This is a genomic window from Haematobacter genomosp. 1, assembly GCF_002196855.1.
Taxonomy (GTDB): Bacteria; Pseudomonadota; Alphaproteobacteria; order Rhodobacterales; family Rhodobacteraceae; genus Haematobacter.
This window is the reverse complement of the sequence record NZ_NIPW01000015.1, coordinates 106,215-123,881: the sequence shown is the minus strand read 5'-3', so window position 1 is coordinate 123,881 and position 17,667 is coordinate 106,215. Positions and strand designations below refer to the sequence as shown.

15 protein-coding genes are annotated in these 17,667 nt (G+C 65.1%); 7 read left to right on the top strand and 8 right to left on the bottom strand.

What is annotated here, in order from left to right; translation table 11 throughout:
• The first annotated feature begins 3 nt into the window (after window positions 1–3).
• From CDV49_RS10465 to CDV49_RS10450, 4 genes are all read left to right on the top strand, one after another.
• On the top strand, window positions 4–666 hold the full coding sequence (locus CDV49_RS10465) for an amino acid ABC transporter permease (RefSeq protein WP_088215478.1): 663 nt from the start codon (window positions 4–6) through the stop codon (window positions 664–666).
• Complete coding sequence (locus CDV49_RS10460) at window positions 659–1,882, top strand: pyridoxal phosphate-dependent aminotransferase (protein WP_256947308.1); 1,224 nt, start codon at window positions 659–661, stop codon at window positions 1,880–1,882. The genes CDV49_RS10465 and CDV49_RS10460 overlap by 8 nt, the downstream gene beginning before the upstream one ends.
• A gap of 463 nt (window positions 1,883–2,345) precedes the next feature.
• The gene (locus tag CDV49_RS10455) at window positions 2,346–2,780 is read left to right on the top strand and encodes a PaaI family thioesterase (RefSeq protein WP_088215477.1); all 435 of its coding nucleotides are present in this window, start codon (window positions 2,346–2,348) and stop codon (window positions 2,778–2,780) included.
• Between the two features lie 350 nt (window positions 2,781–3,130).
• Window positions 3,131–3,601 carry an SRPBCC family protein gene (locus CDV49_RS10450; RefSeq protein WP_088215521.1) on the top strand — a complete coding sequence of 157 codons (471 nt, stop codon included), beginning with the start codon at window positions 3,131–3,133 and terminating at the stop codon, window positions 3,599–3,601.
• A gap of 140 nt (window positions 3,602–3,741) precedes the next feature.
• On the opposite strand, the gene CDV49_RS10445 is transcribed toward CDV49_RS10450, so the two are convergent.
• The 5 genes from CDV49_RS10445 to CDV49_RS10425 all read right to left on the bottom strand — a co-directional run bounded on the left by CDV49_RS10445 (window position 3,742) and on the right by CDV49_RS10425 (window position 9,469).
• Window positions 3,742–4,701 carry an ABC transporter substrate-binding protein gene (locus CDV49_RS10445; RefSeq protein ID WP_088215476.1) on the bottom strand — a complete coding sequence of 320 codons (960 nt, stop codon included), beginning with the start codon at window positions 4,699–4,701 and terminating at the stop codon, window positions 3,742–3,744.
• 119 nt (window positions 4,702–4,820) lie between these two features.
• Window positions 4,821–5,792, bottom strand: a complete 972-nt coding sequence (locus tag CDV49_RS10440) for an ABC transporter permease (RefSeq protein WP_088215475.1) — start codon at window positions 5,790–5,792, stop codon at window positions 4,821–4,823.
• Window positions 5,785–7,284: a sugar ABC transporter ATP-binding protein gene (locus tag CDV49_RS10435; protein ID WP_088215474.1), complete on the bottom strand. Its 1,500-nt coding sequence runs from the start codon at window positions 7,282–7,284 to the stop codon at window positions 5,785–5,787. The genes CDV49_RS10440 and CDV49_RS10435 overlap by 8 nt, the downstream gene beginning before the upstream one ends.
• Window positions 7,281–8,414: a Gfo/Idh/MocA family protein gene (locus CDV49_RS10430; protein WP_218821936.1), complete on the bottom strand. Its 1,134-nt coding sequence runs from the start codon at window positions 8,412–8,414 to the stop codon at window positions 7,281–7,283. The genes CDV49_RS10435 and CDV49_RS10430 overlap by 4 nt, the downstream gene beginning before the upstream one ends.
• A complete protein-coding gene (locus CDV49_RS10425) occupies window positions 8,411–9,469 on the bottom strand; it encodes a sugar phosphate isomerase/epimerase family protein (RefSeq protein WP_088215473.1) in 1,059 nt (352 codons plus the stop codon). Before CDV49_RS10425 ends, CDV49_RS10430 begins: the two co-directional genes overlap by 4 nt.
• 106 nt (window positions 9,470–9,575) lie before the next feature.
• On the opposite strand from CDV49_RS10425, the gene CDV49_RS10420 reads away from it, so the two are divergent.
• The 3 genes from CDV49_RS10420 (at window position 9,576) to CDV49_RS10410 (ending at window position 12,477) form a co-directional block, all read left to right on the top strand.
• Window positions 9,576–10,580 carry a LacI family DNA-binding transcriptional regulator gene (locus CDV49_RS10420; protein ID WP_088215472.1) on the top strand — a complete coding sequence of 335 codons (1,005 nt, stop codon included), beginning with the start codon at window positions 9,576–9,578 and terminating at the stop codon, window positions 10,578–10,580.
• Between the two features lie 234 nt (window positions 10,581–10,814).
• A complete protein-coding gene (locus CDV49_RS10415) occupies window positions 10,815–12,038 on the top strand; it encodes a GTP-binding protein (protein WP_088215471.1) in 1,224 nt (407 codons plus the stop codon).
• Window positions 12,039–12,072: 34 nt separating this feature from the next.
• Window positions 12,073–12,477 carry a DUF6525 family protein gene (locus CDV49_RS10410; protein WP_306424944.1) on the top strand — a complete coding sequence of 135 codons (405 nt, stop codon included), beginning with the start codon at window positions 12,073–12,075 and terminating at the stop codon, window positions 12,475–12,477.
• Window positions 12,478–13,345: 868 nt separating this feature from the next.
• On the opposite strand, the gene CDV49_RS10405 is transcribed toward CDV49_RS10410, so the two are convergent.
• The 3 genes from CDV49_RS10405 to CDV49_RS10395 are packed head-to-tail and all read right to left on the bottom strand — an operon-like array spanning window position 13,346 to window position 17,523.
• Window positions 13,346–13,792 carry an SRPBCC family protein gene (locus CDV49_RS10405; protein ID WP_088215469.1) on the bottom strand — a complete coding sequence of 149 codons (447 nt, stop codon included), beginning with the start codon at window positions 13,790–13,792 and terminating at the stop codon, window positions 13,346–13,348.
• A 12-nt stretch (window positions 13,793–13,804) separates the two neighbouring features.
• Window positions 13,805–15,421: a hydantoinase B/oxoprolinase family protein gene (locus tag CDV49_RS10400; RefSeq protein WP_088215468.1), complete on the bottom strand. Its 1,617-nt coding sequence runs from the start codon at window positions 15,419–15,421 to the stop codon at window positions 13,805–13,807.
• A 23-nt stretch (window positions 15,422–15,444) separates the two neighbouring features.
• Window positions 15,445–17,523 carry a hydantoinase/oxoprolinase family protein gene (locus CDV49_RS10395; RefSeq protein WP_218821934.1) on the bottom strand — a complete coding sequence of 693 codons (2,079 nt, stop codon included), beginning with the start codon at window positions 17,521–17,523 and terminating at the stop codon, window positions 15,445–15,447.
• Window positions 17,524–17,667 lie beyond the last annotated feature (144 nt).

The window sequence follows — 17,667 nt, the reverse complement described above, 5'->3', positions numbered from 1 at the left end:
ATCATGGGCTACGCTTGGGATTTCTCCTCCGTCATTCGCTACAAGCATGTTCTGATCGAGGGGCTGCTCGGTACCCTGTGGCTGGCTGCACTCGCCGTGACAACGGCGATGGTGGTGGGTATCGTCGTGGCGCTCTGCCGTATCTCTGCAACGTGGCTTCTGTCCTGGCCGGCTGCCGCGATCATCGCCTTCTTCCGCAACATCCCCTACATCGTGCAGCTTTTCTGGTTTTTCTATGCGGTGCCGGTGATTTTCGGCGTACAGGCATCGCCTTTTCTGGCCGCCTACGCCTCTCTCTCGCTTTATGGCGGCGCCTATTTTGCCGAGATCTACCGCGCTGGGATCCGCTCGCTCGACCGGGGCCAGTGGGAGGGCGCGAAGGCCATCGGCCTTCCGATGGGCGGCGTCATGCGGCACGTCATCCTCCCGCAGGCGCTCCGCCGTACGGTTCCCGCCCTCACCACGCAGACGATCGAGATGGTGAAGCTCACCACCGTCGCGTCCTCCGTCGCCTATTTCGACATTCTCTACGCCGGCAAGCTTATCGCGGATCAGGATTTCCGTCCTATCGAAGCCTATACTTCGGTGGCGATCCTGCTGATTGGCGCGCTGCTCATCCTGTCCTGGGCCGCATCGCGGCTTGAAGCGAGGCTCCGCCGTGCCTGATACCCTGATTGCATCCTTCCGGCCCTCCGAGGCGCTCCGCCGGACGGGTTCTTCCGCCACGATCACCATTACCCAGACCGCGCGCGATCTGCGCGCCGCCGGGGTGGATGTGATCTCCCTCAGTGCCGGTCAGCCGGACTTCGATACGCCCGCCCATATCGGCGCGGCAGCCGCCGAGGCGATCCGCCGGGGAGAGACGCGCTATCCACCCGTCGCAGGCATCCCGGAACTCCGATCCGCCATCGCTGCGAAATTTCGGCGGGAGAACGGTCTGGAATATCAGGCCAACGAAACCATCGTCAGCACAGGGGGCAAGCAGGTGATCGCAAACGCCCTGCTGGCGACGCTCGGCCCGGGCGATGAAGTGGTGATCCCAACGCCAAGCTGGGTTTCATACCCACAGCTCACCGCCTATTGCGGGGCGACGCCGGTGCTTGTTCCCGGCGATCCGCGGCACCAATACAAGGTATCCCCCGAGGCGGTGGCGGCGGCGATCACACCGCGCACCCGCTGGATCATCCTGAACACGCCGAACAATCCAACCGGTGCGGTCTATTGGCCCGCCGAACTCGCCGCACTGGCCGAGGTATTGGAGCGGCATCCGCAGGTCTGGATCCTGACCGACGACATGTACGAGCATCTGCGCTACGACGGCATCCCCTTCACGACCATGGCTCAGGTCGCGCCTGCGCTGAAGGATCGCACGCTGACGATGAACGGCGTGTCCAAGGCCTATGCCATGACCGGTTGGCGCATCGGATACGGGGCGGGGCCACGTCCTTTGATCGCGGCGATGGAGAAGCTTCAGACCCAGATCACCTCCGGGGCCTGCTCCATCGCACAATGGGCGGCAGTGGCGGCGCTGGAGGGGCCGCAGGATTACGTGTCCCAAAGCCGCGAGGCCTTTGACCGGCGGCGGAAATTGGTGGTCGCGCGGCTGCGCGCCATCCCGGGCATGAGCTGCGACATGCCGGAGGGTGCATTCTACGTCTACCCGTCCTGTGCGGGTTACATCGGCTGCACGACCCCGACAGGTCGGAGGATCGCGACGGACGAGGATTTCGTCATGGCCCTCCTGTCGGAGGCGAGGGTGGCCACGGTGCATGGCGCCGCGTTCGGCGGCACCGACAGCTTCCGGCTTTCCTATGCCGCGGCGGATGCGGAACTGATGCGCGGCTGCGACCGGATCGCGGAATTCTGCGCGACGCTGCGCTGAGACGAGGAAGGCCGCGAAGCTGCTTGTCGCGCTTGGGCCCTGTCGCGGCGGGACAGGTTCGCTTGAGGGCCGCTGAAAAGGCTTCGGGGCTCGCGCCGAGGCGGAGATCTGCCCCACATTGTCGAAGAGCGCCCGGGAAACTCTCGACCGGCCCGGTTTCCTGGCATTCAAGGTAAACCCGGGCCAATGCTCGACTGCTTTCAGCCTGTTAACAGGCTGCTGAAAAAGTCCTGAGGTGTCATGCCTATGTGCCCGAAATCGGAAAATCGGCCCCGGAAACGCCCGGAAGTATATGGATTTCCGGCTGGATTTCGTCAGATAGCGAACGATTTCCGCTCCAACACAGGCCAAAAAGCCTTTTTCAGCAGCCTGTTAATGGCGGGAAGGCTGCTGCGCTCTGTCGGTTGACATTTTTCCGATCCTCTTTTCAGGTCATCCGCTACGATAGGGGAGAGATCGAGCCATGAATCCTGCAACTATGACCGGACTGGAATTGCTGCGCGCCGCGGCAGCGGGCAAACTGCCGCGCGCCTCGATCAGCGGTACGATGGGCATGTCCACGATGGAGGTGGAGGAGGGACATATCGTCATCCATGCGCGGGCGGACGAACGGCATCTCAATCCGATGGGCGGTGTTCATGGCGGTTTCGCGGCAACCGTGCTGGATTCGGTGACCGGATGCGCCGTGCATTCCCGTCTGCCTGCAGGCGCGCGCTACGGCACGGTGGATCTCAGCGTGAAGATGCTGCGCCCCGTTCCTTGCGATCAGGCGCTGCTGGCCGAAGCCAGAGTGACCCATCTGTCGCGCTCGCTTGGCGTGGCGGAGGGGACGCTGCGCGACGAGGCGGGTAACCTGCTCGCCAGCGCTTCGGCGACCTGTTTCATAAAGCGGCCCTGACAAGGTCTGCGGCTTCTCTCGGGGCAATTGTCTGTCTTGCCGTGCAGGAAATGCATGTCCCGGGCCCAGACGCATAGGTCAGGACCGCCGTTCTCCACGCCTGCCGTCGGAACGAGGGTGGAAAAAAGGTCATGCCACGTGAGTAAGTGAACGTCCCGCGCCTGCGGGACGCGATCGGGCGGCTCCCGGCGCGGGGCAGGGGCTGTCCCGGGGAAATAGTTTCTGCACCATCCCGAAGTTCTGGACGCGAACAGAAAATGGCCCGACGCTCAGCGGAGTCTCCAGAAGGACCGACTCGGCTGGCCGAACGGTGACCTCGCAACACCGGATGCAGGGAGCGCGACATGACAATCGACCTCGACCCCGATACCGATCTGGGCTTCTCCCGTGTTCTGGCCGCGCCGAGACATCTGGTCTGGGCGTGCTGGACGCGACCGGAACATATTCCGCATTTCTTTGTCCCCGCTCCGCACAGGGTTACGGGCGTGGATATCGACCTTCGCGTCGGCGGGAGATTCAATACGACTTTCGACGTGGATGGCGCCGTGGTGGAGAACCGCGGCGTCTATCTGGAGATCGTGCCGGAGGAGAAGCTGGTCTTCACGGACAGCTATACTGAAGGCTGGAAGCCAACGCCCGCGCCGTTCATGACCGCGATCCTGCTGCTTGCCGATGCGCCGGGCGATGAGACTGCCTATACGGTGATCGTCCGGCACCGCACGCCGGAGATCCGCAAGACGCATGAGGAGATGGGGTTCCTCTACGGCTGGGGGACGGCAGCCGCGCAGCTCGAAGCCTATTGCGGGGGGCTGCAGGGTTAGCCTCGTCCCCCCGCCCCGGAGGCCGAACGGATTGAGCCTGCCCGTCACAGCAGGCGCCCCGCTCCCAAGGCGGCGTGAGGGGAACACCCCCTCGCGCCGCCGGATCGTTGCAACGGATGGCGCCGACGGGGGAAGCCCGGTTAGAACGGGCTGTCGGGGAAATAGAACCTCTCGGCATTCTCCGGCGTGATGAGGGTCGAGCCGATGATGAACCGGCCGTAGACCGGCGTGTCGGAGACGAACCGGAGGGCGGTCATTTCTATCGCCGCGGAGATCAGCGCCGGCGGATAGGTCACATCGACGGGGAACTGCGGATCCTTGTCCATGATCCGCTTCACGATCTCCTTCATGCCGGCGCCGCCGATGATCCACATCTCGTTCGTCCGGCCTGCCTGAGCGATCGCTTCCTGCACGCCGATGGCCATATCGTCATCCGCTGCCCAGACCGCGTCGATATGGGGGTATTTCGACAGATAATCCTGCATCACCTGAAAGGCGTCGTCGCGGTTCCAGTTGCCGTGCTGCTTGTCCAGCACCTCGATGCCGGAGCCGTCGATGGCCGCTTCGAAGGCCGCGACACGTTCGTTGTCGAGCGTCGTCGGGATGCCGCGCAGAACGACCACCTTGGCGCCGGACTTCAGGTTGGCCTTGAAATATTCCCCGGCCACCCGGCCGAAAGCGGTGTTGTCGCCCGCCACGTAGAGATCCTCGATCCCGTCGATGGCAAGGCCGCGGTCCACCACCGTGACCCACTTGCCCGCGTCCTTGACCGCTTTGACCGGCGCGGTCAGCGGCTCGGATTCGAACGGCAGGACGACGAGGCCGTCGATGTTGCGCGTCGCGAGCATGTCTTCGATGTCGTCAACCTGCTTGCCGGGTTCACCGGCCGTTGCGAGCACGAATTTCAGGTTGGGATAGACCTTCGACAGCCGCGCGATCGTCTGTTGCGCGTGCCAGTTCAGCCCTCCCATGAAGCCATGCGTTGCCGACGGGATGGACACGCCGATCGTGGCGCCCGCATCCTGTGCCCGCACTGCTCCCGCTGTCGCGATGGCGACGGAAATCGCCGCTGCCGCGGAAAAGAAATGCCTGCGTTTCATATTTTCTCCTCCCCTTTGTGCCGCCGGCATGGCGGCCTTCCCCTCATGCCGCCACGTTGGGCGGAAGCTCTCTCCTGCGCCGGCCGGAGCCTGTTCTCTGCCCGGACGCGCTGCAGGGTTCATCGCCCCTCGGCCGTCGATTTCCCCCGCTGCAGCACGACGGCGAGCACGATGATGACGCCCTGAATCGCACCGTTGAGATAGGGCGACACCAGATCGGCGAGATTCAGGATGTTGTCGATGAGACTGAGGATCAGCACGCCGACCACCGTTCCCCAGACCCGTCCATATCCGCCCTTCAGGGCCGTGCCGCCGATGATGACGGCGGCGATGGCCTCCAACTCCCACAGAAGGCCGGTGGAGCCGGAGGCGGAGCCAAGGCGCGGAACATAGAGGATCGTCGCAAGCCCGACGAGCAGCCCCAGAAACACATAGGCCATGAGGCGCGTGTTCTCGACATTCACCGCGGAATAGCGCGCCACCTTGTCGTTCGAGCCGATCGCCTCGATATGCCGGCCAAAGCGCGTGTGCCGCATGACGACCTCTCCCACCACCGCGGTCACGGCGAAGACGATGATCGGCCATGCGATTCCGAACAGCCCGCCGTAATAGACCGGACGGTAGAACTGGCGGGCATCGAAGTTGAGGCTCAGCGTGCCACCATCGGCGATCCAGGTGACGAGGCTGCGGAATATCCCCATCGTGCCCAGCGTCACGATGAACGGCTCTATTCCGACGCGGGTGATCAGCGCCCCATTCACGAACCCGGCCGCAAGGCCGACGGCCAGCGCGACCGCCATCCCCGCCAGAACGAGCGGCACACCGATCCCGAGCGTCGGGATCAGCGCATTCATGGCGAGGATCATCATTCCCGCGATGAAGGCCGCCATCGACCCCACCGAGAGGTCGATCCCCCCGCTGGTGATGACGAATGTCATGCCGATCGCGATCATGCCCGTGAAGGCGGACCGGGCAAGGACGTTGGTGATATTGCCCGCCGACAGGAAATTGGGGTTCAGGAGCGCGCCCACCACGATCAGCAGGATCAGCGCGGCCAACGGGCCAAGGGTCGAGAGGGAGAATTTACGCATCCGCTTCGGCCTTCCCTGTCGTTCCCATCACCAGCCGGACCACGGCGGTCTCGGTGATCTCCGCGCCTTCCAGCATTCCGGCCACGCGGCCCTGCCGCATGACCATCACCCTGTCCGACAGTCCCAGAACCTCGGGCATGTCGGAGGAGATGACGATGACGCTCAGCCCCTCCCGCGCCAGGCGGTCGATGAAGTGGTAGATTTGGCTTTTCGTGCCGATGTCGATGCCACGGGTGGGTTCATCGATGATGACAACCTCGGGATCGGGAAGCATGGTCTTCGCCAGCAGCAGCTTCTGCTGATTGCCGCCCGAGAGATTGCCGACCGCCATGTCGCGCCGAGGCGCGCGGATGTCGAACTCTGCAATGGCGCTGGTCAGGGCCTCCTCCTCCGCGCGGCGCGACAGCAGCGGCCAGCCGAAGCGTTCCAGCGCAGGCAGTGTCAGGTTCTCGCGCAGGCTCTTGGTGAGGAGGAGGCCGCTTTCCTTGCGGTCCTCCGTCAGATAGCCGATGCCGTGGCGGGCCGCATCGCGCGGCGATGCCACACGGATTGCCGCGCCGTGCCGGAGGAGGGTGCCGCGGTGGGGCCGCAGCCCGATCAGCGCCTCCGCCAGTTCCGTCCGTCCCGCACCGATCAGCCCGGAGATCCCCAGCACTTCTCCCTGCCGCAGCGCGAAGGAAACACCGCTGACCACGGGGGGCACGTCGAAATCCCGCACTTCCAGCACGGCGGGGCCGAAGGTGGTCCGGCGGGGCGGAAAGATGTCGGTCAGCTTGCGCCCGACCATGGCGGTGGCCATGCTGTCCTCCGACATTTCGCCGCGCAGCGCACGGCGGACCACGGCCCCATCGCGCAGAACGGTGATGCGGTCGGCCAGACGGTCCACCTCCTCCAGCCGGTGGGAAGTATAGAGCAGAGCCACACCATTCGCCCGGAGCCTGTCGATCTGGCGGAACAGCACCTCCACCTCCCGCCGGGTCAGGGTGGCGGAAGGTTCGTCCATGATGAGAACACGGGCATTGCGCGACAGCGCCTTGGCGATTTCCACCATCTGACGGTCCGACACCGAGAGATTGCGGATGCGCGCATCCGGGCTGACGCGGCATTCGAGCTGATCGAGCAGCGCCTGCGTCGCCTCCCGCATGGCGCGATGGTCGAGCAGCAGGCCGCCCATCTCGCGGCCCAGCCAGATGTTCTGCGCGACGGTCAGGTCCGGGGCCAGGTTGAATTCCTGATGGATCACGACGACGCCCAGTGCCTCGGCCTCCGCGCCGGACCGGTAGGGCGCCGGAGCGCCGTCCAGCAGAACGGCCCCGCTGCTCGGCTGAAGAAACCCGCCGAGGATCTTCATGATCGTGGACTTGCCCGCGCCATTTTCACCGATCAGCGCATGTACCTCGCCGGGGTGGAGATCGAAATCGATGCCGTGCAGCACCTCGATCGGGCCGAAGGCCTTCCTCACGTCCCGGAGAGAGAGGGAAGGGGACGTCATAGCCGCACCCATCTGGCATTGGCTTTGGAGGACCGGACGGCGGCGGCGATGAACCGCATGCCGCGCATCCCGTCCTCCAGCGTGGGAACGATCACGCCGTCCGGCGGTGGCAGCCCCGACTCCCGTGCGCGGATGGCCCGCGCGGCCTCCACGTAGATATTCGCAAATGCTTCCAGATAGCCCTCGGGATGTCCGGCCGGAACGCGGGTGAGACGGGTGGCGGCCGCCGTCGCCTCCGGCCCGCCGCGGGTCAACAGGCGCTTCGCCTCTCCGACGGGTGCGAACCACAGGCGGTTTGGCTCCTCCTGCGCCCATTCCAGCCCGCCCCGCTCCCCGTAGAGCCGCAGACGCAGGCCGTTCTCATTGCCTGGAGACACCTGACTTATGAGGAGCGTGCCCCGCGCCCCGCCCGGATAGCGCGTCAGAATATGGGCATTGTCGTCCAGAACGCGCCCCGGTCCGAAGGACGACAGGTCCGCCGCAATCGCCTCCGCCTGCATCCCGGCGACGAATTCCGCCAGATGTAACGCATGCGTGCCGATATCGCCGAGCGCGCCGCCTGCACCCGACCGTGCAGGGTCCGTCCGCCATTCCGCCTGTTTCGATCCGCTGGCCTCGACAGGTTCCGTCAGCCAGTCCTGAAGATATTCCACCTGCACGAGCCGGATACGGCCCAGCGTGCCGCGCGCCACCATGTCCCGCGCCTGCCGGATCATCGGATAGCCGGAGTAGGTCTGGGTCAGAACAAAGAGCGCCGGTGAGGCCGCGGCCACTCGTTCCAGCCGCTTGGCTTCGGCGAGAGTGGCGCTCAACGGCTTGTCGCAGATGACATGGATGCCGCGTTTCAGAAACTCGATGGCGGGGCCGACATGCCTGTCGTTCGGCGTGACGATGGCGACGGCGCGGATGCCATCCTTCCGCCGCGCCTCCGCCCGGGCCATCTGGCGGTAGTCGTCGTAGCTGCGTGCCAGACCCAGTTCCTGCGCCGAGACCCGCGCCCGCTCCGGCGAGGAGGACAGCGCCCCCGCCACCAGTGCGAACTGCCCGTCCATGGCCGCAGCGATCCGATGCACGCCGCCGATGAATGCGCCCTGACCACCCCCGACCATGCCGAGCGGAAGCGGCGTCATTCCTCCAGCCCCAACAGACGGCGGTTGTCCGACCGCCCTGTTCCCGCATCGGCGAAATCGTCGAAGGCGCGGTCCGTCACCCGGATGATGTGGTCTTTGACAAGGGCCGCGCCTTCGCGCGCGCCGTCTTCGGGGTGTTTCAGACAGCACTCCCACTCCACCACCGCCCAACCTGCGAAATCATATTCGGTGAGCTTGGAGAATACAGCGCCGAAATCGACCTGTCCGTCACCGGGGCTGCGGAAGCGACCCGCCCGTTTCAGCCACGGCTGATAGCCGCCATAGACGCCCTGGCGCCCCGTCGGGTTGAGTTCCGCGTCCTTGACGTGAAACATCCGAATGCGCTCATGATAGATATCTATGAACTCCAGATAATCGAGGTGCTGGAGCACGAAGTGTGAGGGGTCGTAGAGCAGGCAGGCCCGCGGATGCCCGCCGACGCGCTCAAGAAACATCTCGTAGCTGACGCCGTCATGCAAATCCTCGCCCGGGTGGATTTCGAAGCAGATATCGACGCCCTCTTCCTCCGCATGGTCGAGGATCGGACGCCAGCGGCGCGCCAGTTCGTCGAACGCCTCCTCCACCAGCCCCGGAGGGCGCTGCGGCCAGGGATAGAGATAGGGCCAGGCGAGCGCCCCGGAAAACGCGGCCATCGCGGGCAACCCCAAGCGGCGCGAGGCCGTCAGGCTCCGCTTGACCTCATCCACCGCCCATTCCGTCCGCGCCGCGGGCAGGCCCCGGAGCGACGGCGGCGCAAAGCCGTCGAAGCAGATGTCATAGGCCGGATGCACGGCGACCAGCTGACCCTGCACATGAGCGGAAAGTTCGGTAATCGCGATGCCCGCTTCGGCAAGGCTGCCCGCAACGTCATCGCAGTAATCCTGCGAAGCGGCAGCACTCTCCAGATCGAAGAGCCGTTGGTCCCCGGTCGGGATCTGCACCCCCTCATACCCGAGCGACGCCGCCCATTTCGCAAGCGGCAAAAGATCATCGAACGGCGCGGTATCCCCCGCGAACTGCGCCAGAAAAAGACCCGGTCCCCTGATCGTCCTCATCGCTCCTCCCTCGCCGCGACGGCACGATGTAATCGATTGCATTCAGCATAGACATGCAATGTAATCGGTTGCAATGATTTTGATCACAGGGAAGCGGGAGAAAAAGGTGAGCAGGGAGCGACCGAGAATTGGCGATGTCGCGCGGATAGCGGGCGTCTCGACGGCCACCGTCAGCCGGGCGCTCTCAAACCCGGCGCTGGTCAGCGCGGAGACGCGGGCCGCTGTCATGGATGCGGTGGAGGCGACGGGCTACCGGCTCAATCAGGCCGCGCGCAACCTGCGGCACCGACGGACGGGCGCGATCGTGGCGCTGGTTCCAAATCTCGCCAACCCGTTCTTTTCCCAAATTCTCTCGGGTATCGCCTCCGTGCTGGGTCCGGCGGGCTATAATCTGCTGATCGTCGATACATGGACGGCCGGTGCCGATCGGCTCCGCGACTGTGCCGAACCTTCGCTGGCGGACGGGCTGATCGTTCTGGACGGCACCCTGCCTGCGGAAATCGTGACGGGCCGCCTTCCCGTGGTGGAGGCTTGCGAATGGATCAACGGATTGGCCGCACCGCGGGTCAAGATCGACAACCGGGCCGCGGCGGGGCTGGCGATCGACCACCTCGTCGATCTGGGGCACCGGCGCATCGGCCATGTCGCGGGCCCGCCGGAAAGCGTGCTGAGCGTGGCGCGGCTGGCCGGTGTGAGGGATCGGCTGGCGATGCGCGGGCTAAGTCTTGCCGAAGATGCTCTCTATGCGGGGGATTTTTCGCTCGACTCCGGGCGGCGTGCGGCTCTCTCCTGGATCGCGCAACCTGCTGATCTGCGGCCCACCGGTCTGTTTCTCGCATCCGACGCCATGGCATGCGGCTTCATGGCGGAGGTTCAGCGCCACGGCATTCGCGTGCCGGAGCAGGTTTCCATCATCGGGTTTGACGATATCGAGCTGGTGTCACATGTCTCGCCGCCCCTGACGACGATCCGCCAGCCGCGTACCGCCCTTGGCCGCATGGCGGCGGAGCGCCTGCTTCATCAGCTTGGCGGCGCAGAGGAGGCGGAAAGCGACACGATCCTGCCGGTGGAGCTGGTCATCCGCTCCAGCGCCACCGTATTCGCGGGGTGAACCCTTCCGGTTGCCGGCCCTTGCCGGAGCGATCTGCGGCCGGTTTGCGGGTTGCGTCTCCCGGTCGTCAGTTGCGCATTTTCTAAAGCACGCGGGCGCCGCGCTGGTTTCCGTGGGACGCATCGGGGCTACCGGGAGGTCGGCATCGAAACCGGATCAGCGTCTCACAAAAGGGTTGCGACAGAAATACCCATCCAGTAATGAAACGTAATAACATTACATATGGAGCGTGCCATGACCGTCAGCCCCCTTGCCCCGGATCTCCGGCTGCCTGTCACTGTACTTTCAGGGTTTCTGGGCGCAGGCAAGACGACCCTTCTCAACCATGTTCTGAACAATCGCGAGGGCCGTCGCGTCGCGGTGATCGTCAACGACATGTCGGAGGTGAATATCGACGCCGATCTCGTGCGCGGTGGAACCGAACTGTCGCGGGCGGAGGAGAAGCTGGTGGAGATGACGAACGGCTGCATCTGCTGCACCCTGCGCGACGATCTGCTGCTTGAGGTGCGGCGTCTCGCCGAGGAGGGTCGCTTCGACTATCTGCTCATTGAATCCACCGGGATCGCAGAGCCGCTCCCCGTAGCCGCGACCTTCGATTTCCGCGATGCAGGGGGCGAAAGTCTGTCGGACATCGCCCGCCTCGACACGATGGTGACCGTGGTTGATGCGGTGAACCTGACCCGGGATTTCTCCAGCCACGACTTCATTGCCGATCGCGGCGAGAGCCTCGGAGCGGAGGATGAGCGCACGCTGGTCAACCTGCTGACCGACCAGATCGAATTCGCCGATGTCATCATCCTGAACAAGGTCACCGCCGCGGGCCCGGTCCTGCTGGGTCTGGCCCGCAAGATCGTCCGCGCCCTTAACCCCGATGCGCGGCTGATAGAGACGGATTTCAGTCGGGTGGCGGCTGACGACATCCTTGACACGGGGAGGTTCGACTTCGACAGGGCGCATGAGCATCCGCTCTGGGCCAAGGAGCTTTACGGGTTCGAAAACCACGTCCCGGAGACGGAGGAATATGGGATTTCCTCCTTTGTCTATCGGGCCAGGCGGCCATTCGACCCGCGCGCGATTCACGCCGTTCTCAACGGCGATCTGCCGGGCGTGATCCGGGCGAAGGGGCATTTCTGGATTGCGAGCCGACCGAACTGGGCGGTGGAGTTCAGTCTTGCCGGCGCCGTCTCCAGCGTGACACCGCTTGGCGGGTGGTGGGCCTCCGTGCCGCGGGACCGCTGGCCCGGTCATCCTGACAGTCTCGCCGAGGTGGCGAAGGTCTGGCAGGACCCTTGGGGTGACCGGCGGCAGGAACTGGTATTCATCGGCGCTGGCATGGACCGGGAGGCGCTGACGGCGGCCCTGGACGCCGCGTTGATCGATGCCCAGGACTTTACCCCGGAGTTGTGGAAGCAGTTGCCCGATCCGTTCCCGCAATGGGAACAGCGCCGCGTGGCTTGAGCCGTCTGTCTGCCAACCGCAAGTCTCCAGAGGCATGCCGTGCCGGCCTTGCAGCGCATGGCCTGCTGCCTCGGAGGGAGGGAATCCCACGATGGGGCAGAACCTTGCCACCTCCTTGAAGTGCCGACGCCGCCGGTGCCCGATGCAGCGTTACGACGGGCTTCCGCCTGAACTCAGGGCGTGGCTCGCGGGGGCGGCTTTACCGTGGAGCCCCCATTCCGCGCTGCGTCTGTGGTCGCGCGCGCTGCGCGAGGCGCAGGGTGATGCAGGATCGGCCCGCGCACGGCTCGACCGGACGGAGCGGAGGATGCTGGAAAGGGACCGTCTCACGATCTGGGGCCGCAGCTATCCGCGACCGGCTGGCCTCGACGAGACGGGGGAGGCGCTGCCTGCAGGTCGACGGAAGGGGCCGGTATTCCGCGGCCGCCACCAGAGTTGACATCGCGGCTGCTCAAGGGTGGCTTGCTCCCGGGACACTTCCTGACGGCAAGGTGTCGAATTCGATGTCAAAGTGCCGGTTCTTCCGGGGGGCGTTGTTCACTTCCGCAGCGGGTGGCAGGGTTTCCATGGCCCGCTGTGATCTGAGCGAGGGCGAGTGGCGGCGAGTCGAGCCGTTATTGCCGAAGGCCGTCCAGAGGCAGGCCCTGAGTTCGGAACCGACGTGTGGTGAACGGGATTCCACATCCTGCGCTACGGCGCGATCTTCCCGACCGCTACCATAGTTTATGGTCGCCTCACCCCCGGAGTAGGTGCGGTATCTGGCTGAAAGTGTTTGAGAAGCCAGCGCAGCGCGCACCGCAGCCGGTCGCGTTGATGGGTTCCTCGAGAGTCCGCGCCCATCAGCTCGTCGCCGGTGGGAAAGGGCCGAGGATCATGCCCTTGGCCATTCTCACGGCGGACCAAGTTGCAGGATCCACGCCATTGTCGATCAGAATGGCCCGTCCCGTCCGCCTGCCTGTGACGCCGGACCGTATCGCACCTGGTAACGCCTCCGGCAGGACAGTGGCCCCGGTATTGCCGGACGCACCGCCCGGCACCCGTGATTGCCGATCGCGGCTCGGACAGCCGTGCCTGGTCGCATGGGTGGCGGTAAGGGGACAGGCCCGTGTTCCAGCGGCGCAGCCACCCGCACCGCACAGTCCTGTCCGACCTCTGCCGCGGCAACCTGATCGAGAGAGTTTTCTGCAAACTCAAGCAGGTCCCGCCGCATCGCCACCCGTTTCGGGAGACAGGCAACCAGCTTCCTCCCCGCAGGCACCCTCCCATCGGCGAGGATAGGCTGGCGCTCGGGTGTGTCCGTAACCCAGTCAGACGGTCTCGGTGATCCTCTGGTTCAGGGCATCGAAGAACTGGAGCGTGAGTTTCTTGGCGGTCGAGTCGATCAGCCGGGTGCCGAGCTGCGCAAGCTTGCCGCCGATCTTCGCTTCCGCATCGTAGGTGAGCAGCGTACCCCCCTCCACGGGGGCCAAGGCTATGACCGCGCCCCCTTCGGCAAAGCCCGCCACGCCGCCCGATCCCTTGCCGAAGATGCGATAGCCGTTCGGAGGATCGATCTCGCTCAGCGTGACGTCACCGGCGAACCGCGCCTTGACCGGTCCGACCTTGAGCGCGACCGTCGCCGTCAGCCGGTCATCCTCGCCGCGCTCGAGACTTTCACAGCCGGGAATGCAGGCCTTCAGCACTTCGGGGTCGTTGATCATCTGCCACACCGTTTCCACGGAGGCGGGGATCAATTGTTCGCCGGTGAGTTTCATCGCGTCCTCCGCTCAGATGTAGCCAGCGGCACGGTCAGCTTCGACCGCCGCCGGATCGCGTTCCGCCGCCGTCCCGAAACCGGCGCCACCCGGCGTCCGCATATGGATGCGGTCGCCCTTGCGGATGACATGCTGCACCTTTTGCTCGTTCGGCGTCAGCGCCCGGTCGTTGATCTCCAGAACCCCCGGCTGCCCATGGTCGCCGCCCGCGATTCCTGGCGGGGGTACCACGGTCCGCTCGGCGTGGAAACCGACCACGACCGGCAGATCCGAGCGGTATTCCAGCAGCGTCTCCTGCCCCAGCCCGCCGCGATGCCGCCCTTCGCCACCGGAGCCGATGCGGAAGCGCTTGTGCTGCACGCGGAAGTTCGACTGCTGCTCCATCATCTCTACCGGCACGCAGGAGATGTTGGAGGGCCAGCTCAGCACGTTGTAGCCGTCGCGCTGATCCGTGCCGCCTGTGCCACCGTTGAAGAAGAACTTGTTCACATAAGTTTCACCCGTGGGTGTGACACCGGTGGCCTGAAGGCTCCAAAGCGGCGAACCGGGGCCGGCGGCGACGCGGGTGGGATCGGCCTTCGCCAGCGCGCCGAACACGGCGAACGGCAGGAAATGCCCGGTTAGCGTTCGCGTCTGGCCGGAGGCGGGGTAGCGATGGTTCAGGATCGATCCCTCCGGCGCCACCACTTCGATCGGGCGCAGCGCACCATCGTTGTTGGGCATGTCGGGCGCCAGGATGCATTTCAGCCCGTAAACCGTCTGGGCATAGGTGTAGCAGAGCGCGACGTTCACCGCCCGGTCCACCTGGGGGGAGGTGCCGTCGTAATCCACCAGCACGCTGTCGCCCTGCACCTTGACCTTGATCCGGATGGTCAGCGGCTCCACCACACCGTCGGTGTTCAGTTCGTAGTCGTATTCACCGTCCGGGAACCTGCGGATGGCGTCCCGCATGGCGGCCTCCGACCGATCAAGAATCTCGTCGGCGAGACTCACGAGTTCGGTGAGCTGGTAGTCGTCCATGAGGGCAAAGAGCCGCTTTTCCATCAACTCCAGTGCAGAGACCTGCGCCCAGAGATCGCCCACCACCTGATCGGGAACGCGGACGTTCTTGCGCAGCAGCGCGATGAAGGTCTGGTCGACCTTCCCTGCGTCGATCAGCTTCAGCATCGGCACCTGAAAACCTTCTTCGAACACGTCGCGGATGTCGGAGGTGCCTGTGCGCCCGCCCATGTCGGGCGAATGCGTGGTGGAGGCGGCAAAGCCGGTCAGCTTGCCGTTCAGGAAGATCGGCTTCACCACGGTGAGATCCGGCAGGTGGCCGGTGCCCATCCACGGGTCGTTGGTGATGAGCACGTCGCCCGGGTTCAGCGTCTCCGCCGGGAAATGGTCGAGGAAATGCCGCACCGTCTTCGGCAGCGTGCCGATGAAGGAGGGGATGGAGTCGGTTGCCTGTCCCAGACACCGGCCCTTCGGATCGGTGATGATGCAGGAGAAATCGTAGGATTCCCGCACAAGCGTGGAGAAGGAGCTGCGCACCAGCGCTGCCGCTGCCTCATCGACCACGGAGACCAGCCGGGTCCAGATCACTTCGAGTGTGACGGCGTCGAACCGAGGGGTTTGCATGAGCATCTTGCTGTTCCTGTCCCTGAGCGTCAGTTGGCGATGGTGACGACGATGTTGCCGTTGGGCTCCACCCGGAAGCTGCCCTCGGGGCCCACCACGAGAGTGGATTCCGGCTCCTCGATCACCGCCGGGCCGTGAATGTCGATACCGCCCGGCAGCATGATCCGGTCATAGACCGGGGTTTCCGTGAAGTCGCGAAGTTCGGGGAAATAGATCTGGCGGCGCTGTTTCACGGCTGTTTCCGGATCGGCGCCATCGGTCTGACGTGCCATCCGCGCCGAGCCGGTTTCGGCGGAGACGGTGATGCGGACGTTGACGATCTCGATCCGGTCGGTGGGCGGGTTCAGGGTGAACACCTCCCTGTAAGCCGCGCGGAAGGCGGCCAGCACCGGCTCCATCGAGGCGGCGGAGTAGGGGCCTTCCGGCAGTTCCACGACCAGCTCGAAGCCCTGACCGATGTAGCGCATGTCGGCCAGCCGGCGCACGCTGATCGCTTCCGCCTGCGGTACGGTCTCCGTGACAACCGCGCGGCTTTCTGCTTCCAGCCGCTCGAAGGTCATCTCGAGGGCGGACCAGTCCACCTCGGCCACGGGCCGGGCGACTGTCGCCACCCGATCCACCCGCGCGGGGGCGATCAGCAGGCCAAGCGCCGAGGCCACGCCCGCGCCCGGTGGGCAGACCAACCGGCCGAGGCCCAGCTTCCGCGCCACCTGATAGCCGTGCAGCGGACCGCCGCCGCCCGTGGTGACGAGCGCATAGCGCCGCGTGTCCTTGCCGCGTTCGGCGATGTGCACACGTGCGGCGCTGGCCATGTTCTCGTTCACGATGTCATGCACGCCCCAGGCCAGTTCGGGAACGGAAAGCCCCGTGGCACCGGAGAGCGATCCAAGCGCCGAGGCGGCCGCCTCCGGGTCAACACTCATCGTGCCACCGGCAAAGAAGTCGGGGTTCAGATAGCCGAGCGTGAGGTTCGCATCGGTCACCGTGGGAAGCTCGCCGCCCAGGCCGTAGCAGGCCGGACCGGGTTTGGAACTCGCGCTTTCCGGGCCGACCTTCATGAGACCCATCTTGTCGATATGGGCGATGGAGCCACCGCCCGCACCGATCTCGATCAGTTCGATGGTGGAGATCTTGATGGGCAGGCCGGAGCCTTCCTTGAAGCGCCGGGTCCGGGCAGCCTCGAACTTGTAGGAGATCAGCGGTTCTCCTTCATCGACCACGGACAGTTTCGCTGTCGTGCCGCCCATGTCGAAGGCCAGCACATGCGATACGTCCGACCGCTCCCCAAAGAACGCCGCCGACAGCGCGCCGGCAGCGGGGCCGGATTCAAGGAGCTGGATCGGGTTGCGCCGGGCTTCGTCGATATTGGTCAGCCCTCCGCTCGAAACCATGAGGAACAGGGGCGCGGTGACGCCGATCTGCTTCAGCCGGGTTTCGAGTTCGGTCAGATAGGCCCCTGCAAGCGGCTTGACATAGGCATTGGCGACGGCGGTGGAGGTCCGCTCGTATTCGCGGATCTCGGGTGCGACCTCGAAGGAGGTGGTGACGGAGACGCCCGGATAGGCAGTGCGGATGAATTCTGCCGCCGCGTCCTCATGCGCCGGGTTCGCATAGGAGTGAAGGAAGGAAATCGCGATCGACGTGGCCCCTTGCGTGACAAGGCTTTCCACCGCCGCCTTCAGGCTCTCCATGTCGAGGGGCGTTTCCACCTCGCCGCGCGGGGTCATGCGTTCCCTCACCTCGGCACGCAGGGTGCGGGGGACGAGGGACCGCGGCATCTCGATGAAGATATCGTAAAGTTCGAATTTCCGCTCGCGGCCGATCTCCAGAACATCGCGGAAACCTTCGGTCGTCAGCAGCGCTGTCACGGCGCCCTTTCGCTCGATCAGGGCGTTGGTGAACAGGGTCGTGGCGTGGACGACGCGATTGACTTCTGCCGGATCGACGCCTTCGCGCCGGATGATGCGCTCTGCGCCCCGGATCACCGCCTCGGAGGGGCGGTCCGGTGTGGTGAGGACCTTGAGGTTGTGCTGAACCCCCTTCTGCGGCTCGAAAAGCACGAGGTCCGTGAAGGTTCCGCCAATATCGATCCCAAGTGAATAAGGCATCGCATCGTCCCGTCCTGGGGCCGCCATAGCGCTCAGGGAGCGGCGGCTGGTTGCTGCTGGTGCGCCGGGAACCGATGGGTCGGGTCCCTGTCTCGACATTTCTACGCCCGAAATAATAATCGCACAAGTGTGCGAAAAACATTA

Excerpts from the sequence above, each read along its gene's own strand:
- CDV49_RS10465 (WP_088215478.1), top strand. The coding sequence starts at position 4 with ATGGGCTACGCTTGGGATTTCTCCTCCGTCATTCGCTACAAGCATGTT.
- CDV49_RS10455 (WP_088215477.1), top strand. The coding sequence starts at position 2,346 with ATGAATCCTGCAACTATGACCGGACTGGAATTGCTGCGCGCCGCGGCA.
- CDV49_RS10445 (WP_088215476.1), bottom strand. The coding sequence starts at position 4,701 with ATGAAACGCAGGCATTTCTTTTCCGCGGCAGCGGCGATTTCCGTCGCC.
- CDV49_RS10440 (WP_088215475.1), bottom strand. The coding sequence starts at position 5,792 with ATGCGTAAATTCTCCCTCTCGACCCTTGGCCCGTTGGCCGCGCTGATC.
- CDV49_RS10435 (WP_088215474.1), bottom strand. The coding sequence starts at position 7,284 with ATGACGTCCCCTTCCCTCTCTCTCCGGGACGTGAGGAAGGCCTTCGGC.
- CDV49_RS10430 (WP_218821936.1), bottom strand. The coding sequence starts at position 8,414 with ATGACGCCGCTTCCGCTCGGCATGGTCGGGGGTGGTCAGGGCGCATTC.
- CDV49_RS10425 (WP_088215473.1), bottom strand. The coding sequence starts at position 9,469 with ATGAGGACGATCAGGGGACCGGGTCTTTTTCTGGCGCAGTTCGCGGGG.
- CDV49_RS10415 (WP_088215471.1), top strand. The coding sequence starts at position 10,815 with ATGACCGTCAGCCCCCTTGCCCCGGATCTCCGGCTGCCTGTCACTGTA.
- CDV49_RS10410 (WP_306424944.1), top strand. The coding sequence starts at position 12,073 with ATGCCGTGCCGGCCTTGCAGCGCATGGCCTGCTGCCTCGGAGGGAGGG.
- CDV49_RS10405 (WP_088215469.1), bottom strand. The coding sequence starts at position 13,792 with ATGAAACTCACCGGCGAACAATTGATCCCCGCCTCCGTGGAAACGGTG.
- CDV49_RS10400 (WP_088215468.1), bottom strand. The coding sequence starts at position 15,421 with ATGCTCATGCAAACCCCTCGGTTCGACGCCGTCACACTCGAAGTGATC.
- CDV49_RS10395 (WP_218821934.1), bottom strand. The coding sequence starts at position 17,523 with ATGCCTTATTCACTTGGGATCGATATTGGCGGAACCTTCACGGACCTC.